This window comes from Salmonella sp. A7 (assembly GCF_020181675.1).
Taxonomy (GTDB): domain Bacteria; phylum Pseudomonadota; class Gammaproteobacteria; order Enterobacterales; family Enterobacteriaceae; genus Salmonella; species Salmonella enterica.
Window position 1 is genome coordinate 3367347 of record NZ_CP084001.1, and the last position, 24323, is coordinate 3391669.

A 24323-nucleotide genomic window follows, 5' to 3' on the forward strand; every position below is an offset into this window, starting at 1 on the left:
TCATTTGGCCCCGCAGGGGGGCGGATTTTATCATAATAATTTGAGCGCTGCTCCCCTTTCGACGGGAGAACTCATACGCTCACCATATGCAGGCAAACATCCGGGCCGACATGTCGTATTTCGCTGAAGGTAAATTGCGGCGCGTCGGCGAGCTTCTCAAGCCCTGGCAATTCGCATAATCCCCGCGCCTGGGTTCCCAACAATTTAGGCGCGACATAGACAATCAGTTCATCCACCAGCCCGGCTTGCAGCAACGCGCCCGCCAGTCCCGGTCCGGCTTCAACCCATATGCTATTAATCTGCTGCCTGCCTAACTGCATCATCAGCACAACCAGATCCAAATGTCCGTTGTGCGCTGGTACGCTGATAGTACGAACCGAATCGGGCCACGTGCGGCTATCTTCCTGGGTACGCGCAATCCACGTTTCGCCAGGCTGCTGCACAATACGATGCGCAGGCGTTACCCGGTTTTGGCTGTCGATAACAATTCGCACCGGCTGGCGCAGATTTTCCTGCGGGTAAGACGCCTGCGTAGAAGCGTCTAACTCTGTCCAACGCACCGTCAAGGCCGGATCGTCAGCCAATACCGTCGCGCTACTGGTTAAAATAGCGTGGCTTTGCGCACGCAAGCGCTGTACGTCGCGCCGGGCCTGCGGCGAGGTGATCCACTGGCTTTCGCCGCTGGCCATCGCCGTCCGTCCATCCACGGAGGCGCCCAGTTTAAGCTGAAGATAAGGGAATCCGGTACGCATCCGCTTGAGGAAGCCTTTATTGAGCGCCTCCGCTTCACTCATCATTAACCCGTGGCTGACCGCAATACCCGCCTGTTGCAGGCGATACAGCCCGCGCCCGGCGACCTGTGGATTTGGGTCCTGCATCGCGGCGACCACGCGCGCGACGCCGGCCGCAATCAGCGCATCGCAACATGGCGGCGTTCGCCCATGATGGCTACAGGGTTCAAGCGTGACATAGGCGGTTGCGCCTTTGGCTTTTGCGCCCGCCATCCGCAGAGCATGGACCTCGGCGTGCGGCTCTCCGGCGCGATGGTGATAACCTTCGCCGACGATGTCGCCATTGTTAACAATGACACAGCCGACATTAGGGTTCGGGTGAGTGGTGAAACGTCCACGCTGCGCCAGTTTGAGCGCTCGCGCCATGTAAAACTCATCCTGCATGGCTTAGTCCTGTAGGCGAGCGATTTCTTCGCCAAAGTCTTTGATATCTTCGAAACTGCGATAGACGGAGGCAAAGCGAATATACGCGACTTTATCGAGTTTTTTCAGCTGCTCCATGACCAGGTTGCCAATCATCTTGCTGGGAACTTCACGCTCCCCAGTGGCACGTAATTGTGACTTAATATGGTTCAATGCCATTTCAACATCATCTGCGCTGACGGGTCTTTTTTCCAGCGCTCTCAACATGCCGCTACGCAGCTTATCCTCATTAAAGGGTTCGCGCACATCGTTGCTTTTTATCACGCGCGGCATGACCAGTTCAGCCACTTCAAAGGTCGTAAAGCGTTCATTACACACCAGACACTGCCGACGGCGGCGCACGGACGAGCCCTCGCCTACAAGACGAGAGTCAATGACTTTGGTATCTACGGCGAAACAAAATGGGCAATGCATACGGCGTCCTGACCAGATGATTTAGAAAACGCTATTTTACCCTGAACTGGCGCGACAACAAAGGCGGAGCGCTTTTGAGATAAAGGATCGGTGCCTTTGTGTGTATAGCGCACTACCATTACGCTATCGGACCACGAAGGAAATGATCGACATGACAAGACGTTACCTAAGAATTCTCCTGGTGGGAAGTCTCTTGAGCCTGACCGCCTGCGCGCCGCAGAGCGAAGTTCGCCAGATGCATCAAAGCATTAGCACCCTGAATAAAGAGATGACCCAACTGAATCAGGAAACGGTAAAAATTACCCAACAAAATAAGCTGAATGCGGAGTCAACCCGCGGCGTCTATTTGTTGCCTGGCGCCAATACGCCTGCCCGGCTGGAGAGTCAGATCGGTACGCTACGTATGACATTGCTGGAGATTACGCCTGTCGCAGACGGCGCTCACGCAACGTTACGCATTCAGGGCGAGTCCCGCGATCCGCTGCCGGCATTCAGCGCTACCGTAGAGTACGGGCAAATTCAGGGCACTACGGAGAACTATCAGGAGGTAAATGCACAGAGCCTTCTGGTAAATGCCCCTGCCAGTTTGCTGGCGCCCAGTGATGTCAATATTTCGTTACCGTTGAAGGGGATCACACCGGCGCAGTTAGGCTTCATTCGCATCCATGATATTCAGCCTGTTAATCAATAAACGTTCTGGCGGAGCGTTTTGTGCGTTCCGCAACATCCCCCGCGCGACTTTTGTTGCCCTACTGACATTTCCGTCATTTATGACATGGATTGGTAATATTCATGAAAGATAGTACTGTCGCCGCGCCTAAAGTGCGCAAACGTGAACGCAATCGATTACGTAAATGATAGATATGTGAAACAAGACATATTTTTGTGAGCAATGATTTTTATAATAGGCTCCGCAGAAACACGAAATATTTAGAAACGCAAATTGCGTTCTTTTCACTCCCGCAAGGGATTTCAAACAGTGGCATACATATGAAAAAAACTTTACTCGCAGTCAGCGCAGCGCTGGCGCTCACCTCATCTTTTACTGCTAACGCAGCAGAAAATGATCAGCCGCAGTATTTGTCCGACTGGTGGCACCAGAGCGTAAACGTGGTAGGTAGCTACCATACCCGTTTCTCGCCGAAATTGAACAACGACGTCTATCTGGAATATGAAGCATTTGCCAAAAAAGACTGGTTTGATTTCTACGGCTATATCGATATTCCCAAAACCTTTGATTGGGGTAACGGCAACGATAAAGGTATCTGGTCCGACGGTTCTCCGCTGTTCATGGAAATCGAACCGCGTTTCTCGATTGATAAGCTGACCGGCGCAGACCTGAGCTTCGGTCCGTTTAAAGAGTGGTATTTCGCCAACAACTACATCTACGATATGGGCGATAACAAAGCCAGCCGCCAGAGCACGTGGTATATGGGTCTGGGGACTGATATCGACACCGGCCTGCCGATGGGCCTGTCGCTGAACGTGTATGCGAAATATCAGTGGCAAAACTACGGCGCGTCCAATGAAAACGAATGGGACGGCTACCGTTTCAAAGTGAAATACTTCGTCCCCATCACCGATCTGTGGGGCGGTAAACTGAGCTATATCGGCTTTACCAACTTTGACTGGGGATCTGATTTAGGCGACGATCCGAACCGTACCAGCAACTCCATCGCTTCCAGCCATATCCTGGCGCTGAACTACGATCACTGGCACTACTCGGTCGTTGCGCGTTACTTCCATAACGGCGGACAGTGGCAGAATGGCGCCAAACTGAACTGGGGCGACGGCGATTTCAGCGCGAAATCTACCGGCTGGGGCGGCTACCTGGTCGTGGGTTACAACTTCTAAACCTGCAATAAATATCCTCCGGCATAGCCGGAGGTTTTTCTGATGCGCCTGTAAGGCTCTCTTACCAGCCGCGCCCTAACAGGCGCATACGATCTGACATTTGCATCAAACTTCGTTACTTACGGCCCGTAAACGGGCTGCCCGAATTGCTCACCCATTTTATCCTCTTCAAGCTGGTGCTTTATGTAGTCCTGTATCTTCGCCGTGTTCTTACCCACCGTATCGACATAGTACCCTCTGCACCAGAACTCCCTGTTCCTGTATTTGAATTTTAGATCCCCAAACTGCTCGTAAAGCATCAGACTACTTTTACCCTTCAGATATCCCATGAAGCTCGACACACTCATCTTCGGCGGGATCTCCAGAAGCATGTGAATATGATCTGCACAACATTCCGCTTCCAGAATTCGTACGTTTTTCCATTCACACAATTTTCTTAATATGCTGCCTACTGCCCTTCGCTTCTCTCCGTAGAACGCTTGTCTTCGGTATTTGGGCGCGAAAACTATGTGATATTTACAGTTCCATCGGGTGTGCGCTAAGCTCTTTTCGTCCCCCATTGGGACCCCCTTTTGATTTCTTGTTGAACTTTTGCAGTTGCCAGACCGCAAGATGTTTTAACAAATCAAAAGGGGTTTTAATAACTGACTTAAAGCTGAAAGCTTTCCGGAACCCCCAGCCTAGCTGGCGGTTTTCCATAGACAAAAAAGGCCAGAGGTCGCCCTCTGGCCCGTTTCGGGCGCATGCTGCCATCCGGCGGCGAGTCGCGCCCACTTCACATTACTTCCGGCGATGCCACCAGCCTAAAAACAGACCTGTCGCAATCCCGACCAGCGTTGGTGCCGCCAGATCGTGCCAGATAGTAATGCTCAACTCTGTGAGCGTCATATTGCCGCCTTTGTTGCAATGGCAACGGTTCGCGGCTATCCTCAACTTGTCTAGGGTCAAGTTAGCCCCCGTAATGTTGCCGGTGAATACCGAACAATGTGCGGGGGTTTTCTCTTTCCAGCGACAAGGCCACCGGGGATCAAGCCCCCGCAACATTGCGCCTCACCGGGTTGCCCCGGCTTACCGCTGATTCTACTCTGCTCGCCAGTATCGGCATGAATTAAAAACAAAAAAATCCCAACCTTGCGATCGGGATTCCAGTGACAATGTATGCGTTACAGGACGTTTGGGGCTGGCGACAAACTCCGGGGCTGAAAAAATGTCGGATTGCATCCGACCTACGAAAACCAATAATTCATTTATATTGCGGATTCCGTTGGGTGGAGCGAAGCGTAACCTAACATTCAACAGCACCAACAACTTTGTCAGCAGCCTGCTTATTTCTTTTTGTTCATCATCGCTTTCAGATCGGCAAACGGGTTATAAGTCGCCTCGCCGACATCTTTTTGCGCATCTTCCCCGGCAATGACCGTCGAACCATACTGATCGGCTTCGGTATATTTGGAATGCTCGTGATCGTGGCAGTAGAGGCACAATAGCTCCCAGTTGCTGCCGTCTTCCGGATTATTGGTGTGGTCATGATCGATATGATGCACCGTCAGCTCACGCAGATTTGAATACACAAACTCACGGGAACAACGTCCGCACACCCACGGAAACAGCTTCAGCGCTTTTTCACGATAGCCGCTTTCCAGGCGCACGTAGTTTTTTGGGATGATAGCCATGATAGTTCCTCATGCAATCGAGTTTATTCTGGATAATAAAAAGCCGCAGCACCCTGCGATGTTGCGGCTTTTTTCAGTCATGTTAACGCCAGCTTACGGCAGAATGGACGGCTGATCCGCCCCTTCTTTTTCGACTTTCTGCTGCAGCATATGCTCGCGCTTCATACCGAGTTTCAGCGCCAGCGCCGATGCGACATAGATAGAAGATGCCGTACCAATAGAGACACCGATCAGCATCGTCAGCGAGAAGCCTTCCAGTACCGGACCGCCGAAGAGGTACAGCATCAGAATTACCACTAACGTCGTACCGGAGGTAATCAACGTGCGGTGTAGCGTCTGGGTCAGCGACACGTTAAAGATTTCGTAAGGCGTCCCGCGACGGATTTTGCGGAAGTTTTCACGAATACGGTCAGAGACCACGATACTGTCGTTCAGCGAGTAACCGATCACCGACATCAACGATGCCACAATGGTCAGGTCAATCTCGATATGGAAAAGCGACAGTATCCCCAGCGTAATGATCACGTCGTGCGCCAGCGCGATGACCACCCCTGCCGCCAGTCGCCACTCAAAGCGGAAACCGACATAAACGAGGATAGAGATCAACGCCACCAGCAGCGCCATAGCGCCGGTTTGCGCCAGATCGGCGCCCACGCTTGGCCCCACGAATTCAATACGCTTCACGGCCGCGTTCTGGTTGGTGGCTTCATTAATGATCGTCACCACTTTGCTACCCAGTACCTGACCGCCGGTTTCACCTTCGGTTGGCGGCATACGCACCATAATGTCGTGACTGCTGCCAAAGTTCTGCAACTGCGGCTCTTCATAGCCCGCTTTTTGCAGCGCTTCGCGCATCACGTCCATTTCAGCCGGTTTTTCCAGCGTGATTTCAATTACCGTGCCACCGGTGAAATCCAGCCCCCAGTTAAACCCGCGTACGCCCATAATGACAATGGCCGCGATCAGCAACAGCCCGGAGATGCCGAATGCCCAGAAGTCCCAGCGCATAAAGTCATAGACTTTACGGCCGTGGTTTAGTTGTTCAACAGTGTATTCCTGTGCCACATCGCACTCCTCAGATTGACAGCTTAGTGACGCGCTTGCCGCCATATAGCAGGTTTACGATAGCACGCGTACCGATAATCGCGGTAAACATCGACGTCGCCACACCGATACCGGTCGTAATCGCGAACCCTTTAATTGCCCCGGTACCGACAGCATACAGAATGATGACTTTAATCAGCGTCGTGATGTTCGCATCGAAGATGGAACTGAACGCGCCGGCATAGCCTTCGTTTATTGCCTGCTGTACTGTGCGGCCATTACTCAACTCTTCTTTGATACGTTCGTTAATCAGAACGTTGGCGTCGACCGCCACCGCAAGGGTTAACACGATACCCGCAATCCCCGGCATACTGAGCGTTGCCCCCGGCAACAGCGACATGATACCGACAATCAACACCAGGTTAGCCACTAACGCGCTGGTCGCAATCAGACCAAACTTCTTATAGAAGAAGATCATGAACAGGATGGAGACCACCAGACCGGCCAGACAGGCTTCCAGGCCCTGCTTGATGTTCTGCATACCCAAAGTCGGGCCAATGGTGCGCTCTTCAACGATCTGAATCGGCGCGATCAGGGCGCCCGCACGCAGCAACAACGAGAGCTGACGCGCTTCGTTCGGGTTGCTGATACCGGTAATACGGAAGCTGTTACCCAGCCGAGACTGGATGTTGGCAATGTTAATCACCTCTTCCTGTTTCACCAGTACAGCGCGACCGTTAGCGTCTTTCTTACCGCTGTCTTTATACTCCACAAACAGGGTCGCCATCGGTTTGCCGATATTGTCCTTAGTGAAGTTAGACATGATATTGCCGCCTGCGCTATCCAGCGAGATGTTAACCTGCGGTTGGTTATATTCATCCTGGCTGGACGTCGAGTCGGTGATATGGTCGCCGGTGAGGATCACGCGTTTGTACAATACCACCGGCTGGCCTTCGCGGGTCTGTTTCACTTCGGAATCACCCGGTACGCGCCCGGCAGCAGCAGCGGCCTGGTCAACGTTGGTATTCACCAGACGGAATTCCAGCGTCGCGGTCGCGCCGAGAATTTCTTTCGCACGAGCGGTATCCTGGATACCCGGCAGCTCAACCACAATACGGTCTGCGCCCTGACGCTGTACGACAGGCTCCGCGACGCCCAGTTGGTTAACACGGTTACGCAGAATATTAATGTTCTGCTGAACGGCGTATTCACGCGCTTCGCTCAGGCGCGCATCGGTCATTACCGCGCGAAGTTGATTGCCGCTCTGGCTGGAAATCACCAGGTCACGATGACGCGGCGTCAGATAGGCGATCGCCTCATCACGCGCTTTGCTGTCACGGAACGTGATGCTCAACCCATAATTATTTTCTTTACGAACGGTGGTATAAGGAATGCCTTTTTCACGCAGATCGCTGCGCAGGCTATCGATATTTTGTTCCTGGAGTTTACCTAACGCGGTATCCATATCCACTTCCATCAGGAAGTGAACGCCGCCGCGCAGATCAAGACCGAGCTTCATCGGATCGGCGTGAATAGCCGCCAACCAGCGCGGCGTAGCCGGCGCAAGGTTAAGCGCCACGACATATTTATCCCCCAGCACGCTCATCAGCGCTTCACGGGCGCGTAGCTGGGTATCGGTGGTGTCGAAGCGCGCAAGAATAGCGCCCTCTTCCAGTGCCACAGACTTAGCGGGAATTTTTTCTTCTTGTAACGTTTTCTGGACCTGGATCAGCGTTTGCTCACTGGCGGCGACGCCGCGCACGCCAGTGATTTGAACAGCCGGATCCTCACCATACAGGTTGGGAAGTGCGTAAAGCAGGCCGACGATAATCACGACGACCAGCATGATGTACTTCCACAAAGGATAACGGTTTAACACGGCAGTTCCCTTTGGGAAAACGAAATATTACAGCGCCTTCATGGTGCCTTTCGGCAGAACGGCAGCTACGAAGTCACGTTTGATAACCACTTCCGTGGTGTCATTCAGCGCGATGGCAATGTAGCCGGCTTCCGCTACTTTGGTCACTCGACCGACCAGACCGCCATTCGTCAGAACTTCATCACCTTTCGCAATGGAGTCCATCAGCTTTTTGTGCTCTTTGGTGCGCTTCTGCTGCGGGCGCAGGATCATGAAATAGAAAATCAGACCAAACACCACCAGCATTAAAATCAGAGACATCGGGCTGCCCTGCGCCGGAGCACCTGTTGCCGCTACCGCATCAGAAATAAAAAAGCTCATTCAAATTCCCTCATTATTAAAATTAATCAACGTTCAAAGGTGGAACGGGTCGCCCCTGACGTTGGTAAAACTCGGTTACGAAGCTCTCTAATTTACCCTCTTCAATAGCCTTGCGTAAACCCGCCATCAAACGCTGGTAGTAACGCAAGTTATGAATGGTATTGAGACGCGCGCCTAATATTTCGTTGCAACGGTCGAGATGATGCAAGTAAGCGCGTGAATAATTGCGACAAGTGTAGCAATCGCACTCGGCGTCAAGCGGGCTGGTGTCGCTCTTATGCTTTGCATTACGAATCTTCACCACGCCGTCGGTCACAAACAGATGACCATTACGGGCATTTCGCGTTGGCATGACACAGTCAAACATATCAATACCGCGACGCACCCCTTCCACCAGATCTTCCGGTTTACCCACGCCCATCAGGTAACGCGGTTTGTCAGCCGGAATCTGCGGGCAAACGTGCTCCAGAATGCGGTGCATATCTGCTTTCGGCTCACCGACAGCCAAACCGCCGACAGCGTAGCCATCAAAGCCAATCTCTACCAGACCTTTCACCGAGATATCGCGTAAATCTTCGTAAACGCTGCCCTGAATGATGCCAAAAAGCGCATTCTTATTGCCAAGGCTATCAAAACGGTCGCGGCTACGCTTCGCCCAACGCAACGACATCTCCATCGAGCGTTTAGCATAGTCCCAGTTTGCCGGATACGGCGTACATTCATCAAAGATCATCACGATATCGGAACCGAGATCGTACTGGATCTCCATCGACTTTTCCGGATCGAGGAAAATCGGATCGCCGTTGATCGGGTTACGGAAGTGCACACCTTGCTCGGTAATCTTACGAATATCGCCGAGGCTGAAAACCTGGAAGCCGCCGGAATCGGTGAGAATCGGCCCTTTCCACTGCATAAAATCGTGCAGATCGCCATGCAGCTTCATGATTTCCTGACCCGGGCGCAGCCACAGGTGGAAAGTGTTGCCGAGAATAATCTGCGCGCCGGTCGCTTCCACTTCTTCCGGCGTCATGCCTTTCACGGTACCGTAAGTACCCACAGGCATAAAAGCAGGCGTTTCCACTACGCCACGATCAAACACCAGACGACCGCGACGCGCGCGACCATCGGTGGTATCTAACTCAAATTTCATTATCACTCCTGCGTCAGAAAAACAGTCCGACGTTTAACGACTCGCTACGGAATGATTCCATAGCTAATAAATTCCCGAAGGCGTCATCGGCGCAGCCAGTTTGGGGTCGGCCAGCGCACAGCCACCGGAGCGTACACGCAGTACGTGAGGATGGCGAGCACTGCCCGGCGTCAAAATGGCAAGTGAGATAGCCTTCTTACGGACGCTCAGAAATAGCCTGCGGATTGTACGTGATAAACATCGCGTCCCCGTAGCTAAAAAAGCGATATTTTTGTTCTACCGCAGTCTTATAGGCATTCATGGTGTGTTGATAACCGGCAAATGCGGAAACCAGCATAATCAACGTCGATTCCGGCAGGTGGAAGTTGGTGATCAGCGCATCAATCACTTTGTATTGATAACCTGGATAAATAAAGATTTGCGTATCGCCGAAGAATGGCTCAATCAAATCGCTTTTTGCCGCCTGCGCCGCGCTTTCCAGCGAGCGTACCGAGGTGGTGCCGACCGCAATCACGCGGTTGCCGCGCGCTTTCGCCGCCAGCACCGCGTCGACCACCTCTTGCGGCACCTCAGCATATTCGGAGTGCATGATGTGATCTTCAATGGTATCGACACGCACCGGCTGGAAAGTGCCCGCGCCTACGTGTAGCGTAACAAACGCCATTTCGATACCTTTCTCACGAAGCGCCGCCAGCAGCGGCTCATCAAAGTGCAGCCCGGCCGTCGGCGCGGCGACGGCGCCCGGTTTTTCACTGTAGACCGTCTGGTACAGTTCGCGGTCGGCGTCCTCGTCCGGACGGTCGATATACGGCGGCAACGGCATATGGCCGATGGCGTTAAGAATATCCAGCACCGGACGCGGGTCATTAAACTCAACTTCAAACAGAGCGCCATGACGCGCAGTCATGGTCGCGTGAATACTTTCGTCGTCGCCCAGTAGCAGTTCCGTGCCCGGTTTTGGCGCTTTAGAAGCGCGAATATGCGCCAGGATGCGTTTATCATCGAGCATACGTTCGACCAGCACTTCTATCTTGCCGCCGCTGGCTTTACGGCCAAACAGCCGCGCCGGGATCACGCGGGTATTATTGAAGACCAGCAAATCGCCAGGGTTGAGCTTATCGAGCAGATCGGTGAAAGTACCGTGCGTCAGCGCGCCCGTCGGCCCCTCTAATGACAGCAAACGGCAGCGACTGCGTTCCGGCTGTGGGTAGTGGGCAATCAGGGATTCGGGTAGTTCAAAGGAAAAATCGGTAACGCGCATGACTCTGACTCAGACTAAAATAAGAGGCGGGTAGTCTAGTGCCGGGGCGTTCCCGCTGCAACCGTTACCCGCTTTTTGGACAGAGAATCAATAATGAATTTTCTTGCTCACCTGCATCTGGCGCACCTTGCCGACAGCTCGCTTTCCGGTAATCTGCTGGCCGATTTTGTCCGCGGTAACCCGGCAACGCATTATCCTCCTGACGTCGTAGAGGGTATTTATATGCATCGGCGTATTGACGTCATGACCGACAACCTGCCGGAAGTTCGTGAGGCGCGAGAGTGGTTCCGCCATGAAACGCGGCGCGTGGCGCCCATTACGCTGGACGTCATGTGGGATCATTTTTTATCGCGCCACTGGACGCAAATCTCTCCTGATTTTCCACTTCAGGCGTTTGTCGGCTACGCCCATGCGCAGGTCGCGACGATTCTGCCCGACTCCCCGCCGCGCTTTGTCAACCTGAATGATTATCTTTGGTCAGAAAAATGGTTAGAGCGGTATCGCGATATGGATTTCATTCAAAACGTGCTGAATGGCATGGCGAATCGCCGTCCCCGGCTGGATGCCTTGCGTGATTCCTGGTACGATCTGGACGCGCACTACGACGCGTTAGAAGAGCGCTTCTGGCATTTTTATCCGCGTATGATGGCACAGGCCGCCCGCAAAGCGCTGTGACGGCCTGATAGCGAGGGCGTGCGTCAGATCCGCCGTTGGCAGAAAGATGGTTCGCTGTCATAAAGGGGTCATCATTACGATTTATAATGACCCGATCGATAGGCAAAAGCTGTCTCATTGATTGTCAAGACCGCATTGTTTTGTCGCTTCGCCCTCCCTATACTGCCCGCGTTGCGTTCTAAAACCCTTAATATTGCAGGAGAATTATTATGGTACTGGTTACTCGTCAGGCCCCGGATTTCACCGCTGCGGCGGTACTGGGTAGCGGTGAGATTGTTGATAAATTCAACTTCAAACAGCACACCAATGGTAAAACAACCGTTCTGTTCTTCTGGCCGATGGACTTCACTTTTGTTTGCCCGTCTGAGCTGATCGCCTTCGATAAACGTTATGAAGAATTCCAGAAGCGCGGCGTTGAAGTGGTCGGCGTTTCTTTCGACTCTGAGTTCGTCCACAACGCATGGCGTAACACCCCTGTCGATAAAGGCGGCATTGGCCCGGTGAAATACGCAATGGTTGCTGACGTGAAGCGTGAAATTCAGAAAGCTTACGGTATCGAACATCCGGACGAAGGCGTTGCGCTGCGCGGCTCTTTCCTGATTGACGCTAACGGTATTGTTCGCCACCAGGTCGTAAACGATCTGCCGCTGGGTCGTAACATCGACGAAATGCTGCGTATGGTCGACGCGCTGCAGTTCCACGAAGAGCACGGCGATGTCTGCCCGGCGCAGTGGGAAAAAGGCAAAGAAGGCATGAACGCCTCTCCGGACGGCGTGGCTAAATACCTGGCTGAGAACATTTCCAGCCTGTAAGTCAGTGCATTGATAAAAGGCTCGCCATCGCGAGCCTTTTTTATGCGTGAGGTGTTACGAACCACCTCGCCTCAACGATTCATCCATACCGTCGCGGAAATCGCGGGTAAACTAAGTCTTCCCTTGCGGATGTCACCGCTCCCCGTTTTACATTGCCATCCGGCCACGTTCAGCAACGGCAACGCTTCCAGCACTACTTCACAGGCCTCGCCCCGGTTAATCGCCACCAGCGCCCGCTGCTGCTGATAAACTCGCACGAATACCACTACGTCACCTTCGGCATACAGCGCCTGGCATCCGCCACGACGCAGCGCCAGACTGCGCTGACGCAGTTTCGCCATACGCTGGTACAGCGCCAGCAAGTTGCCGTCCTGCTTGCGTTCATCCCACGGGAACGGTTTGCGGCACATGGGGTCATTTGCACCGTCCACGCCGACTTCATCGCCGTAATAAATACATGGCACGCCGGGCCAGGTAAACAGCCAGACCACCGCCAGCGGCAGGCGCGCCGCGTCTTTACCCAGCAGAGTTTTAAAGCGCGCAGTATCATGACTGTCGAGTTGATTAAACATGCGCAGTTGTTGCTGATGTGACAGCCCGGCGCGGTAGTTATCCATCCACGCGATACAGGTCCGGGCATCGATATGCTGTGGTTCGTAAGCGATATCAGTATTGGCGAGAAATCCCCACAGCGGGAAGGTGAAGCCGCGATAATTCATGGCGGCATCTTCCACATCGGCCTGTAGCCACTGCCGCGCATCGCCGAAATGTTCCCCCACAATATAGGCTTCAGGCTGCGCCTCTTTTGCCGCCCGGGTAATGCCGGCGACGTGCTGCAAATTGTGGCGCGCCCCGCCCGCCTCACCCAGCATATGTACGACATCCAGCCGCCAGCCGTCCATATTCCACGGTGCCTTTAGCCAGTGACGAACGATACTGTCCTCACCGCGATAGATCTCATCCACCAGCGTTTCTGATTGATAATCGAGTTTCGGCAGGCTCGGATAACCCAGCCAGTCCAGCGCCACGCCTTGTGGTGAAAAGGAGTACCAGTCGCGCCACGGCGAGTCCGGGTGATGGCACGCGCCGCCAGTGCTGCGGTTATGCCTGTCAAACCACGCATGCGAGTCGCCGCTATGATTAAACACGCCATCCAGCACCAGCCTCATGCCCTGCGCCTGGGTTTCACGCCGCAGGCGTAGCAGCGCCCGATCGCCGCCAAATTGCGGATCGACATGTCGATAATCTTCCGTGTCGTACTTATGGACGCTCGGCGCGGTAAATACCGGATTCAGATATAGCGCTGTGACGCCCAGTTTTTTCAGATACGGCAGCTTCTCACAAATGCCATTCAGACAGCCGCCGTAAAAGGTGGAACCGCCCGCCTGGGGGGTGAGCGGTTCATCCCACTCTTTACGCACGATGTCGTGACCGGCAGCATGGTGGTAATACACCTTATCCTGCCCGGCTTCACGAGACTGGCTGCGGGCAAAACGATCCGGGAAGATCTGATAAAAAATTTGATCGGCGACCCACTGCGGCCCGCTATCCGGCACATCAACGGCAAATTGCTCCAAACGCGCAGGCGGAAAACAGCTAAATCCCTGTGGCGTAAACCAAAGCTGGCGATCATGCCAAAGCAATTTAAAGCTGTAACGGCGACGGGGTTGCCCTAACGCGATATTGAGCGTCGCTCGCCACGCCGTCACGCCCGGCTGCGGCTGGCGGCGCTGTTTGCGCATCGCCAGTGAGATTTCTTCATTATCGAATTCTGAGCGCAACGTCACGCGAGACGGCGGATTTTCTCCGCTCAGCCACAGCGTAATGGTTAATTTATCGTTATGTTGCTTCACAAATGGGGCAACCGGTAAGTGCCAGGCATTCAACATCTCGTATCCCCTCTACTGAAAATGGGGCCACCTTGCCATAGAGATTTAAAGGATAACTCATCATCCAGGGGTTTATTAGGGGAGGAGACTCCGGGAGGAGAAGCGGCTCCGCTTATCCGGCCTACTGTTGCCTGCAGACCGGATAAGGCAGAGAAAAACGACTACGCCTGCGCCAATTGACGGTCGCGACGGCGTTTAAATATCCAGCCAATCAACAGCAGAACTATCCAGGCGAAGCCCACATACAGTGAGATGCGGGTATCCGGATGGTAGCCGATAAGCGCAATAATGAAGACCAGGAAAATCAGACCCGCTATCGTCGTTACGACACCGCCCGGCACCTTAAACTTCAGCGCTTTTACCTCTTCCGGCGGTAAACGACGGCGGAAGGCGATTTGCGACAGCAGAATCATAATCCATACCCATACCGTCGCAAACGTCGCCAGCGAAGCAATCACCAGGAAGACGTTTTCCGGCATGATGTAGTTCAGGTAAACCGCAAACAGCAGCGCAATCGTCATCACCAGTACAGTGACCCACGGAATACCACGGCGTGACGTTTTGGCAAAGATTTTCGGCGCGCTCCCCTGCTCCGCCATACCATGCAGCATACGGCCTACGCCAAACACATCGGAGTTGATAGCGGAAAGCGAGGCGGTCAATACCACAAAGTTCAGAATGCTGGCGGCAAAGGTAATCCCCATATGCTGGAACGTCAGCACAAATGGACTGCCGTTTGTGCCGACCTGATTCCACGGATAGATAGACATAATGACGAACAGCGTGCCGACATAAAATACCAGGATACGCATCGGTACTGAGTTAATAGCGCGCGGAATGGATTTCTCCGGGTCTTTCGCTTCCCCGGCGGTGATACCGATAATCTCAATCCCGCCGTAAGCGAACATCACCATTTGCAGCGACATGATCATTCCCAGCCAGCCATTGCTGAAGAAGCCGCCGTTGCTCCACAGGTTATGAATGCCGGTGGGCTGCCCGCCGTTGCCAATTCCCCACACAATAATGCCGATACCCGCGACAATCATGATAATAATGGTGGCGACTTTGAAGAAGGAGAACCAAAACTCCAGCTCGCCGAACACCTTGACGCTCATCAGGTTGATGGCGCAAATGATCAGCACCACGCTAAGCACCCAAATCCAGTGCGGCACGGCGGGGAACCAGACTCCCATGTAAATGCCGAACGCGGTCACGTCGGCAATGGCGACGATCAGGATCTCAAAACAGTAGGTCCAGCCGGTAATATAGCCCGCAAGCGGGCCGAGGTTTTCCTGCGCATAGCGCGAAAATGAGCTGGCGGCAGGGTTGTGAACGGACATTTCCCCCAATGCGCGCATAATGATATATGCCGCGACCCCGCCAATAATATAGGCCAACAGCACGCTCGGCCCCGCCATTTTGATGGCGTCCGCCGAGCCGTAAAACAGGCCGGTGCCGATTGCCGAACCTAATGCCATAAAGCGAATGTGCCGGGTGCTCAGCCCACGCTTTAGCTTATTATTGCTTTCCATCAATTTCTGACCTATCAACACAATAAAAAACCACGGGGCGTTAAGCCCCGTGGTGTACACATATGTCAGCGATTTTAGTGAGCGCTGGAGGTCACCTGCCGACCCGCCGCGCGATCCCAGATAATCGCCAGGATCACCATCACCACCGTTGGCATCAACCACGCCAGTCCCTGTTCCGCCAGCGGCAAACGCTGACTCCAGGCTGGCAGCATATCGCCAAAGGCAGATGCTTTGATGCCGTCAAGGATACCAAAAAGCAGACTGATAAACATGGCCGGCGCGATGATGCGGGTGGAATTATGCCACCATGAGCGGGTAAAACTTAATACAACCAGTGCGATACACGGCGGATAGATAGCCGTCAGCACCGGAATGGAGATTTGAATCAGATGGCTCAGTCCGAGGTTTGACACCACCATAGAGAAGCCGCCGAGAATAAAGACCAGCGTGCGGTAAGACAGCGGAATATACTGCGCGAAAAACTCAGCGCAGGCGCAGGTCAGCCCCACCGCCGTCACCAGACACGCGATAAAGATCAGCGCCGCCAGCAGGAAGCTTCCCGCGCCGCCAAAGGTATGCTGAACGTAGGCATGAAGAATCGCCGCGCCGTTCGCTGACTGATCGACCAGCGTCGCGCTGTCAGAACCTAAGCGGAACAAGGCAAGGTAAAGCAGCGTCAGCCCCACGCCCGCCATCAGGCCGGCCCAGACCGTGTAACGCGTCAACAGGCGCGCTTCGGTCACGCCGCGAGAACGCGCCGCGTTCACAATAACGATACCAAACACCATCGCGCCCAGCGTATCCATCGTCAGATAGCCGTTCACAAATCCGTTAGAAAAGGCCGCATTCTGATAAGCGTCCAGGGCGTTGCTGATTGGACCGGCAGGCCAAACGATAGCCGCGACGGAAAGGATGACCAGCGCAATAATTTTCAACGGCGCCAGGAAATTCCCCACCGTATCCAGCAGCTTACCCGGATAGAGGGAAACCAGAATAACGATAGCGAAATAGACCACGCTGTAAATCAGCAACGGCATTGCAGAATCGCCGGTCAACGGAGCGATACCGACCTCAAACGACACCGTCGCAGTACGCGGCGTCGCAAATAACGGCCCGACGGCCAGATAGCAAACGGTCGCCAGCAGGAGTCCCGCCACTTTACCAATCGGCGTACTGAGGCTGTCTACGCCGCCGCCGACTTTCGCCAGCGCCACAACAGTAAGAACCGGTAGCCCTACGGCGGTAATCAGAAAGCCAATAGCGGCTGTCCAGACGTGTTCACCCGCCTGCAAACCGACCATAGGAGGAAAGATAATATTGCCTGCGCCAACGAACAGCGCAAATGTCATAAAGCCCAGGGCGATGATATCGCGCGATTTTAACTGATGGGTCATAAAGTCTTACTGCCTGTGGATGGTGATGTTGTAAACATTAAAATTTTTGCCTTTCCCGGAGGATTATAAAGCGGCGTTTTTTATCAATTTCAGCGGGAAAAGCTCCCGGACCGATGCGGCGAAGAATTGTTTTTCGATTTACCGCGCAAATGCAGTCGTAATGACAGCACCTGAAGCGCAATTTAAACGCTTATAACGTTTTAAAGCAAGGTGGGATCTAAAAACCAGATGAATATAGCGATATGAAATTTACAACCAGAATAAAACACCATTCTCATGAAAAAGTTATGGCTAATCATGCGAACAAAAAATCACCAAACGTTGAATGTTTCAACGAGCCCGTTTTAACTGCAAAGAAAATAAGCCAGCATCCGCTGGCTTATGGAAAGTTATACTTACGAAAGGCAATTAATCGCTATTTTTGGCAATTAAACGTTCCGGCAGCACAAAGCTAAATCGCGTTCCTTTGCCAGGCGAACTGTCGATTTCAAGGCGGCTTTCATGGTGATTCAACGCATGTTTCACAATCGCCAATCCCAGGCCGCTGCCGCCCGTTTGCCGCGAACGCGCTTTATCAACGCGGTAGAAGCGTTCGGTCAGACGAGGAATATGCTCGGCAGCAATCCCCGGACCGTTATCTTGAATGCAAAATTCAGCGCCATGCGCGGCACGTCGCCAGCTCACCGTAATATGCGTTCCCGCCGGCGTATGGTTTACCGCGTTATACACCAGGTTTGAGATCGCGCTACGTAGCTGCTCTTCATTGCCCAGAACGCTAAGACTATCGTCGACCTCAAACGTAAAGGTATGTTTCTGCTGGCTGAGCGTCTGCGCTTCACGCTCCACGACCCGCAGCATCATCGGTACATCCACTTTTTCATTTAATAACAGCGCCGGGGCCGCCTCAATTTTAGACAGCGTAAACAGTTGTTTTACCAGCCCTTCCATACGATACGTTTGCTCGCGCATCGTATGCAGCGCTTTCTCTCTCGTCGCCCCTTCCAGCGCCTGTTCCTGCATCATTTCCAGATAGCCTTGCAATACCGTCAAGGGCGTACGCAACTCATGGCTAACGTTGGCGAAAAAGTTACGTCTGGCGCCTTCAAGCTGATGCATTTGCGTCACATCGCGCGCCACCATCAGGAGTTGTTTATCGGTATAAGGCATAACGCGGATCTCCAGATGCCGCCCGGTATTGAGCACCAAATGAAGCGGACGGGTGAAATCACGCGTTTTTAAATACTGGGTAAACTCCGGATAACGCAGTAGATTGAGAATATTCTGCCCGTTGTCATCCGGCCAGCGTAGCCCCAGTATCTGTTGCGCCAAACCGTTACACCAAAAAATACCGCCCTCTTCTGTGGTCAGTACCACGGCATCAGGCAGCGACTCCGCGCCGCTGCGAAAACGTTTAATCAGGTTCCCCAGCTCGCGGCGACGCTTCTTATTTCGCAACTGCATCTGGTGTAAACCGTATAACAGCGGTTCCCAACTTCCCCGTCCCGGCGGCGGCGTCATACTTCTGTCGACCCAAAGCCACCAGGAGAGGCGTAATAAATTCCAGAAATGCCAGACAAGCAGTCCCGTCACCGCCGCCAGTAAAAACCACGGCAGATAACCAAAAAAAGCGCTAAGGATAAGCGCGGGGATGCAACAGAGCACCAGCTCCAGCACCAGCCTTTTCCATGACAGCCGTTCCAGCACGCGTCATACTCCCTCAAGAATGGAAAGCCTTCTCCGCCAGAAACCTGTGATCAACTGGCGGAAAAGGCATTAAAAGCGGGTCGAAAAACGATACCCTGTCCCGCGTACCGTTTGCACCATCCGGTCGTGGCCGCTGTGCTCCAGCGCCTTACGCAAACGGCGAATATGCACGTCGACCGTCCGGTCTTCAACGTACACATTGGTGCCCCAGACATGATTGAGTAGCTGCTCGCGACTGTAAACCCGTTCCGGGTGCGTCATAAAGAAATGGAGTAATTTAAATTCGGTCGGCCCCATATCCAGCGGGCTGTCGCCGGTCATCACGCGGTGAGAGCCGGGATCAAGGCTCAGTCCCTGCATCTCGATCACCTCTTCGACCGCCATCGGCGAGATGCGCCGCATAACGGCTTTAATGCGCGCCACCAACTCCTTGGGGGAAAACGGCTTGGTAATGTAATCGTCAGCGCCGGTTTCCAGTCCGCGCACGCGATCTTCTTCCTCACCTCTTGCGGTCAGCATAACCACGGGAATATCCCGGGTCATGGCTTCACGTTTGAGATGTTTAATAAACTGTAACCCTGACCCGCCGGGCAACATCCAGTCAAGAAGGATGAGATCCGGCCAGGGTTCATTAAGTTTATTCACCGCACTGTCATAATCTTCGGCTTCTACGGGCTGAAAGCCATTTTGTTCGAGCACGAAGCACACCATTTCACGGATCGGCGCCTCATCTTCTACGACCAGAATACGTCTCGCCATAATTTGCCCTGTTAGTCGTTAGTTATCAATGCCGCGCCATTATGCGTCAGATTTATGACAGATTTATGAAAAAAAAGGCGGCATTGACAGCATGTTGATGATTTATGACACCGGTGAAACCGTGCATTACCGTGTACCGGCGGTAAATTGCGCCCAAAAATGGAGGGGATGACGTGTATAATCCCGTTCACGCTTTTTTTGCATGGAACAATTATGCGCATCCTCCACACCTCTGACTGGCATCTGGGACAAAATTTCTACAGTAAAAGCCGCGCCGCGGAGCATCAGGCTTTTCTGGACTGGCTGCTGGAGACCGCGCAGGCCCATCAGGTGGATGCCATTATTGTCGCTGGCGATATTTTTGATACCGGTTCGCCACCAAGCTATGCCCGAGAACTTTATAACCGTTTCGTCGTTAATTTACAGCAAACGGGCTGTCATCTGGTGGTGCTGGCCGGTAATCATGATTCCGTCGCCACACTAAACGAGTCACGCGACATTCTGGCGTTTCTCAATACAACCGTGATCGCCAGCGCGGGCTATGCGCCGCAGCTACTTCATCGTCGCGACGGTTCTCCAGGCGCCGTACTGTGCCCCATTCCCTTTTTGCGCCCGCGCGACATTCTTACCAGTCAGGCGGGATTATCCGGCAGCGAGAAACAGCAGCAACTTCTTCATGCGATTGCCGATTATTATCAACAGCAATATCGGGAAGCGTGCCAGCTACGCGGCGAACGAAAGCTGCCGGTTATCGCGACGGGGCATTTAACCACCGTCGGCGCCAGCAAAAGCGATGCGGTTCGCGACATTTATATCGGTACGCTGGATGCCTTTCCGGCGCAGCATTTCCCCCCAGCGGATTATATCGCATTGGGACACATTCACCGCGCGCAATGTGTCGGCGGCACGGAGCATATCCGCTATTGCGGCTCACCCATCGCCCTCAGCTTTGATGAGTGCGGCAAAAGCAAATGCGTGCATCTGGTGACCTTCGAGCAGGGGAAATGGCAAAGTACCGAAAGTCTGGCTGTCCCCGTGACTCAACCGCTGGCGGTTTTAAAAGGCGACCTGGCGTCAATTACCGAACAGCTTGAGCAGTGGCGCGGCGTGGAGCAATCACCCCCCGTCTGGCTGGATATTGAAATCACCACCGATGATTATCTGCACGATATCCAACGCAGAATACAGACGCTAACGGAGTCGCTACCCGTAGAGGTATTACTGGTGCGCCGTAGCCGCGAACAGCGCGAGCGCTCGCTGGCGAACGAGCGGCGGGAAACATTAAGCGAGCTTAGCGTGGAGGAGGTTTTTGCGCGGCGTCTGGCGCTGGAAGCGTTAGATCCCCCGCAGCGCGAGCGCCTGAATCAGCTCTTTTCCAGCACGCTCTACGCGTTGAATGAGGAGCATGAGGCATGAAAATTCTCAGTTTGCGTCTGAAAAACCTGAACTCGCTGAAAGGTGAATGGAAGGTCGACTTTACCGCCGAACCGTTTGCCAGTAACGGGTTATTCGCCATTACCGGCCCGACCGGCGCGGGAAAAACCACCTTGCTTGACGCCATCTGTCTGGCGCTATACCACGAAACGCCGCGCCTGAATACGGTATCGCAGTCGCAAAACGATTTGATGACGCGCGATACGGCGGAATGTCTGGCCGAAGTGGAGTTTGAGGTAAAAGGCGAGGCCTGGCGCGCGTTCTGGAGCCAGAACCGAGCCCGAAATCAGCCTGACGGCAATCTCCAGGCCCCACGCGTGGAGCTGGCGCGGTGTTCAGACGGAAAGATCTTTGCCGATAAGGTAAAGGATAAACTGGAGATGATCGCCACGTTGACCGGGCTGGACTACGGGCGCTTCACCCGTTCGATGTTGTTATCACAGGGGCAGTTCGCCGCCTTTCTTAACGCCAAAGCGAAAGAGCGCGCAGAGCTTCTGGAGGAGCTCACCGGCACTGAGATTTACGGGCAGATCTCCGCACAGGTATTTGAAAAACATAAATCAGCCCGTCTCGAACTGGAAAAGCTACAAGCGCAGGCCAGCGGCGTCGCCCTATTGGCGGACGAACAGTTACAGCAACTGGAAGCCAGTTTGCAGGCGCTTACTGACGAAGAGAAACGCCTGCTGGCCAGCCAGCAGGGACAGCAGCAGCACCTTCACTGGCTGACCCGAAAAAACGAACTCCACACTGAATTACACGCCCGGCAGCAGGCGCTGTACGCGGCGCAAGAGGCGCGAGAAAAAGCGCAGCCGCAGCTCGCGGCGCTGACGCTGGCGCAACCTGCCCGCCAGTTACGCCCGCATTGGGAGCGCATTCAGGAACAAACCCGCGCCGTTGAGCGTGTTCGCCAACACAGTGATGAAGTGAATGCTCGCTTACAAAGTGCGTATCGCCTGCGCCAGCGTATCCGCGCCTGCGCGCATCGACAATTCACCCAACTGAACGCCACAGGGCAGCGGTTGAAGACATGGCTGGCGGAACACGACGGCATCCGCGTCTGGCGCAGCGAACTGGCGGGTTGGCGAGCATTGTTAACACAACAATCCCACGACCGGGCGCAACTGAGCCAATGGCAACAGCAGTTGCTGAGCGATACGCGTCAGCGTGATGCGCTACCGCCGCTCACGCTCGACCTCACGCCACAGGCGCTGGCGGAAGCCAGAGCATTGCATACCCGGCAGCGTCCGCTACGCCATCGTCTCGCCGCGCTTCAGGGGCAAATTATCCCGAAACAAAAGCGTCAGGCGCAGCTACAGGCAGCTATCGCGCGTCATCATCAGGAGCAGACGCAATACACCCAACGTCTGACGGATAAGCGACTGAGTTATAAGACTAAAGCGCAGGAGCTTGCGGACGTTCGCACTATTTGCGAGCAGGAGGCGCGCATCAAAGATCTGGAAAGCCAGCGGGCGCACTTACAGTCCGGCCAGCCGTGTCCGCTTTGCGGCTCGACGACACACCCCGCCATCGCCGCCTATCAGGCGCTGGAGCTGAGCGCGAATCAAACCCGCCGCGACGCGCTGGAAAAAGAGGTCAAAACGCTGGCGGAAGAAGGCGCGGCGCTGCGAGGACAGTTAGATGCCTTAACGCAACAATTACAGCGGGATGAAAGCGAGGCGCAGTCGTTGTTGCAGGAGGAGCAAGCGCTTACTGAGGAATGGCAAACGCTGTGCGCTACGCTGGGCGTTCAGCTCCAGCCGCAAGAAGACCTCGCGGGCTGGTTGACCGCCGCGGAAGAGCATGAGCAACAGTTGGATCAGCTCAGCCAGCGTCATGCTCTACAAACGCAAATCGCGGCGCATACTGAACAAGTAGCGCGCTTTACCGCGCAGATTGCGCAGCGTCAGGCCTCGCTGACGGCTGATTTGGCGCAGTATACGCTTTCCCTTCCTGCGCCAGAAAACGAGGCTTCGTGGCTGAATGAGCGCGCCGACGAAGCGAAAATATGGCAACAGCGTCAGACAGAGTTCGCGGATTTGCAAACGCAGATCGACAGGCTTGCCCCGTTGCTGGAGACGCTACCGCAAACGGATACCGCGGATTCCGACGACGACGTGCCGCTGGATAACTGGCGGCAGGCGCATGATGAGTGCGTGTCATTACAAAGCCAGTTGCAAACCCTGCAGGAACAGACGACGCAGGAACAGCAGCGCGCCGCCGAGGCGATAGCGCACTTTGATGCGGCGTTAAAAAATAGCCCGTTTGACAGCCAGGCAACGTTCCTGGCGGCGTTGTTGGATGAAGAGACCGTGACCCGTCTGGAAAAACAACAACAAACGCTGGAAAGTCAGCTACAACAAGCGAAGGCGTTAAGCGCGCAGTCCGCGCAGGCGCTGGCTGACCATCAGCAACAGCCGCCCGCCGGTCTGGACCCAACGTGTACGGCAGAGCAGCTCGCGCAGCGGCTGGCGCAGTTGGCGCAACAACTGCGCGAGAACACGACACGCCAGGGGGAAATCCGCCAGCAAATTAAACAGGATGCAGATAATCGGCAGCGCCAACGCGCGCTGATGGCGGAAATGAAGCAAGCCTCTCAGCAAGTGGAAGACTGGGGCTATCTCAATGCGCTGATCGGCTCTAAAGAAGGTGATAAGTTCCGCAAATTCGCCCAGGGACTGACGCTGGATAATCTGGTCTGGCTGGCGAATCATCAGCTCACCCGCCTGCATGGCCGTTATTTATTGCAGCGCAAAGCCAGCGACGCGCTGGAACTGGAGGTTGTCGATACCTGGCAGGCCGACGCCGTGCGCGATACGCGAACGTTATCAGGCGGCGAAAGTTTCCTGGTCAGCCTGGCGCTGGCGCTGGCGTTATCAGATTTGGTCAGCCATAAAACGCGCATTGATTCTTTGTTCCTCGACGAAGGCTTCGGCACGCTTGATAGCGAAACGCTGGACGCCGCGCTGGATGCGCTCGACGCGCTGAATGCCAGCGGGAAGACCATCGGTGTGATTAGCCACGTGGAAGCCATGAAAGAACGTATCCCCGTGCAGATAAAAGTGAAAAAAATCAATGGGCTTGGTTATAGCAAACTGGACAAAGCGTTTGCCGTGGAGTAACACGAGTGTCATCCTGCGCACAGCATACCGTCATGACATAGCATAATAATGAATACACAAAGACGGATAAGGAATGGTATTACCTCGCGCTTATCCGCAAGCTATACGTTGATTGGCTGTGACAATTCACAGCCACAGCGCGCAACATGCGCCTTT

The 24323-nt window shown here is 54.2% G+C and carries 20 protein-coding genes and 1 pseudogene; 6 read left to right on the top strand and 15 right to left on the bottom strand.

Going from position 1 to position 24323, the window contains the following annotated elements; all coding sequences use genetic code 11:
• Nucleotides 1-71: 71 nt before the first annotated feature.
• A complete protein-coding gene (ribD, locus tag LCS67_RS16550; protein WP_001150223.1) occupies nt 72-1175 on the bottom strand; it encodes a bifunctional diaminohydroxyphosphoribosylaminopyrimidine deaminase/5-amino-6-(5-phosphoribosylamino)uracil reductase RibD in 1104 nt (367 codons plus the stop codon).
• Between the two features lie 3 nt (nt 1176-1178).
• Nucleotides 1179-1628, bottom strand: a complete 450-nt coding sequence (nrdR, locus tag LCS67_RS16555; RefSeq protein ID WP_000543533.1) for a transcriptional regulator NrdR — start codon at nt 1626-1628, stop codon at nt 1179-1181.
• 151 nt (nt 1629-1779) lie between these two features.
• Here nrdR and LCS67_RS16560 point away from each other — a divergent pair, with 151 nt between their 5' ends.
• Together LCS67_RS16560 and LCS67_RS16565 are read left to right on the top strand one after the other, a co-directional pair.
• Nucleotides 1780-2319 carry a DUF3251 domain-containing protein gene (locus tag LCS67_RS16560; RefSeq protein WP_000198486.1) on the top strand — a complete coding sequence of 180 codons (540 nt, stop codon included), beginning with the start codon at nt 1780-1782 and terminating at the stop codon, nt 2317-2319.
• A gap of 299 nt (nt 2320-2618) precedes the next feature.
• Entirely contained in the window at nt 2619-3482 is an 864-nt protein-coding gene (locus LCS67_RS16565; protein WP_000752021.1) for a nucleoside-specific channel-forming protein Tsx, read from the top strand.
• A gap of 115 nt (nt 3483-3597) precedes the next feature.
• Here the strand turns inward: LCS67_RS16565 and tnpA are convergent.
• From tnpA to queA, 8 genes and pseudogenes are all read right to left on the bottom strand, one after another.
• Nucleotides 3598-4042: pseudogene (tnpA, locus tag LCS67_RS16570) on the bottom strand (IS200/IS605 family transposase).
• A gap of 220 nt (nt 4043-4262) precedes the next feature.
• Nucleotides 4263-4370, bottom strand: a complete 108-nt coding sequence (locus LCS67_RS22775) for a type I toxin-antitoxin system toxin Ldr family protein (protein WP_000176312.1) — start codon at nt 4368-4370, stop codon at nt 4263-4265.
• A gap of 437 nt (nt 4371-4807) precedes the next feature.
• Nucleotides 4808-5155: an HNH nuclease YajD gene (gene yajD, locus LCS67_RS16580; protein ID WP_000974826.1), complete on the bottom strand. Its 348-nt coding sequence runs from the start codon at nt 5153-5155 to the stop codon at nt 4808-4810.
• Between the two features lie 93 nt (nt 5156-5248).
• Nucleotides 5249-6220, bottom strand: a complete 972-nt coding sequence (gene secF, locus LCS67_RS16585) for a protein translocase subunit SecF (RefSeq protein WP_000046629.1) — start codon at nt 6218-6220, stop codon at nt 5249-5251.
• Between the two features lie 10 nt (nt 6221-6230).
• Nucleotides 6231-8078 carry a protein translocase subunit SecD gene (gene secD, locus LCS67_RS16590; RefSeq protein WP_000934811.1) on the bottom strand — a complete coding sequence of 616 codons (1848 nt, stop codon included), beginning with the start codon at nt 8076-8078 and terminating at the stop codon, nt 6231-6233.
• Nucleotides 8079-8105: 27 nt separating this feature from the next.
• On the bottom strand, nt 8106-8438 hold the full coding sequence (yajC, locus tag LCS67_RS16595) for a preprotein translocase subunit YajC (protein WP_000007628.1): 333 nt from the start codon (nt 8436-8438) through the stop codon (nt 8106-8108).
• 22 nt (nt 8439-8460) lie between these two features.
• Nucleotides 8461-9588 carry a tRNA guanosine(34) transglycosylase Tgt gene (tgt, locus tag LCS67_RS16600; RefSeq protein WP_000667310.1) on the bottom strand — a complete coding sequence of 376 codons (1128 nt, stop codon included), beginning with the start codon at nt 9586-9588 and terminating at the stop codon, nt 8461-8463.
• 196 nt (nt 9589-9784) lie between these two features.
• Nucleotides 9785-10849, bottom strand: a complete 1065-nt coding sequence (gene queA / locus LCS67_RS16605; protein ID WP_001266525.1) for a tRNA preQ1(34) S-adenosylmethionine ribosyltransferase-isomerase QueA — start codon at nt 10847-10849, stop codon at nt 9785-9787.
• A 93-nt stretch (nt 10850-10942) separates the two neighbouring features.
• Between queA and acpH the strand changes: the two genes are divergently transcribed.
• Together acpH and LCS67_RS16615 are read left to right on the top strand one after the other, a co-directional pair.
• Nucleotides 10943-11524, top strand: coding sequence for an ACP phosphodiesterase (acpH, locus tag LCS67_RS16610; RefSeq protein ID WP_001009858.1), 582 nt, complete (start codon nt 10943-10945; stop codon nt 11522-11524).
• A gap of 209 nt (nt 11525-11733) precedes the next feature.
• Nucleotides 11734-12336 carry a peroxiredoxin gene (locus LCS67_RS16615; protein WP_000244731.1) on the top strand — a complete coding sequence of 201 codons (603 nt, stop codon included), beginning with the start codon at nt 11734-11736 and terminating at the stop codon, nt 12334-12336.
• Nucleotides 12337-12407: 71 nt separating this feature from the next.
• Here the strand turns inward: LCS67_RS16615 and malZ are convergent, their stop codons facing one another.
• From malZ to phoB, 5 genes are all read right to left on the bottom strand, one after another.
• Nucleotides 12408-14225, bottom strand: coding sequence for a maltodextrin glucosidase (gene malZ / locus LCS67_RS16620; RefSeq protein ID WP_080183958.1), 1818 nt, complete (start codon nt 14223-14225; stop codon nt 12408-12410).
• A gap of 161 nt (nt 14226-14386) precedes the next feature.
• On the bottom strand, nt 14387-15757 hold the full coding sequence (gene proY / locus LCS67_RS16625; RefSeq protein WP_000445556.1) for a proline-specific permease ProY: 1371 nt from the start codon (nt 15755-15757) through the stop codon (nt 14387-14389).
• Nucleotides 15758-15831: 74 nt separating this feature from the next.
• Nucleotides 15832-17151, bottom strand: coding sequence for a branched-chain amino acid transporter carrier protein BrnQ (gene brnQ, locus LCS67_RS16630; RefSeq protein ID WP_000149625.1), 1320 nt, complete (start codon nt 17149-17151; stop codon nt 15832-15834).
• Between the two features lie 408 nt (nt 17152-17559).
• On the bottom strand, nt 17560-18855 hold the full coding sequence (phoR, locus tag LCS67_RS16635) for a phosphate regulon sensor histidine kinase PhoR (RefSeq protein ID WP_000893638.1): 1296 nt from the start codon (nt 18853-18855) through the stop codon (nt 17560-17562).
• Between the two features lie 69 nt (nt 18856-18924).
• A complete protein-coding gene (phoB, locus tag LCS67_RS16640; protein WP_000113921.1) occupies nt 18925-19614 on the bottom strand; it encodes a phosphate response regulator transcription factor PhoB in 690 nt (229 codons plus the stop codon).
• Nucleotides 19615-19827: 213 nt separating this feature from the next.
• Between phoB and sbcD the strand changes: the two genes are divergently transcribed.
• Nucleotides 19828-21030 carry an exonuclease subunit SbcD gene (gene sbcD / locus LCS67_RS16645; protein WP_001221249.1) on the top strand — a complete coding sequence of 401 codons (1203 nt, stop codon included), beginning with the start codon at nt 19828-19830 and terminating at the stop codon, nt 21028-21030.
• Entirely contained in the window at nt 21027-24167 is a 3141-nt protein-coding gene (sbcC, locus tag LCS67_RS16650; RefSeq protein ID WP_001610717.1) for an exonuclease subunit SbcC, read from the top strand. The genes sbcD and sbcC overlap by 4 nt, the downstream gene beginning before the upstream one ends.
• The last annotated feature ends 156 nt before the right edge of the window (nt 24168-24323 follow it).

What these genes read in the sequence shown, in the direction of transcription:
- ribD (WP_001150223.1), bottom strand. Translation starts at nt 1,175, where the DNA reads ATGCAGGATGAGTTTTACATGGCGCGAGCGCTCAAACTGGCGCAGCGT.
- nrdR (WP_000543533.1), bottom strand. Translation starts at nt 1,628, where the DNA reads ATGCATTGCCCATTTTGTTTCGCCGTAGATACCAAAGTCATTGACTCT.
- LCS67_RS16560 (WP_000198486.1), top strand. Translation starts at nt 1,780, where the DNA reads ATGACAAGACGTTACCTAAGAATTCTCCTGGTGGGAAGTCTCTTGAGC.
- LCS67_RS16565 (WP_000752021.1), top strand. Translation starts at nt 2,619, where the DNA reads ATGAAAAAAACTTTACTCGCAGTCAGCGCAGCGCTGGCGCTCACCTCA.
- LCS67_RS22775 (WP_000176312.1), bottom strand. Translation starts at nt 4,370, where the DNA reads ATGACGCTCACAGAGTTGAGCATTACTATCTGGCACGATCTGGCGGCA.
- yajD (WP_000974826.1), bottom strand. Translation starts at nt 5,155, where the DNA reads ATGGCTATCATCCCAAAAAACTACGTGCGCCTGGAAAGCGGCTATCGT.
- yajC (WP_000007628.1), bottom strand. Translation starts at nt 8,438, where the DNA reads ATGAGCTTTTTTATTTCTGATGCGGTAGCGGCAACAGGTGCTCCGGCG.
- tgt (WP_000667310.1), bottom strand. Translation starts at nt 9,588, where the DNA reads ATGAAATTTGAGTTAGATACCACCGATGGTCGCGCGCGTCGCGGTCGT.
- queA (WP_001266525.1), bottom strand. Translation starts at nt 10,849, where the DNA reads ATGCGCGTTACCGATTTTTCCTTTGAACTACCCGAATCCCTGATTGCC.
- acpH (WP_001009858.1), top strand. Translation starts at nt 10,943, where the DNA reads ATGAATTTTCTTGCTCACCTGCATCTGGCGCACCTTGCCGACAGCTCG.
- LCS67_RS16615 (WP_000244731.1), top strand. Translation starts at nt 11,734, where the DNA reads ATGGTACTGGTTACTCGTCAGGCCCCGGATTTCACCGCTGCGGCGGTA.
- malZ (WP_080183958.1), bottom strand. Translation starts at nt 14,225, where the DNA reads ATGTTGAATGCCTGGCACTTACCGGTTGCCCCATTTGTGAAGCAACAT.
- proY (WP_000445556.1), bottom strand. Translation starts at nt 15,757, where the DNA reads ATGGAAAGCAATAATAAGCTAAAGCGTGGGCTGAGCACCCGGCACATT.
- brnQ (WP_000149625.1), bottom strand. Translation starts at nt 17,151, where the DNA reads ATGACCCATCAGTTAAAATCGCGCGATATCATCGCCCTGGGCTTTATG.
- phoB (WP_000113921.1), bottom strand. Translation starts at nt 19,614, where the DNA reads ATGGCGAGACGTATTCTGGTCGTAGAAGATGAGGCGCCGATCCGTGAA.
- sbcD (WP_001221249.1), top strand. Translation starts at nt 19,828, where the DNA reads ATGCGCATCCTCCACACCTCTGACTGGCATCTGGGACAAAATTTCTAC.
- sbcC (WP_001610717.1), top strand. Translation starts at nt 21,027, where the DNA reads ATGAAAATTCTCAGTTTGCGTCTGAAAAACCTGAACTCGCTGAAAGGT.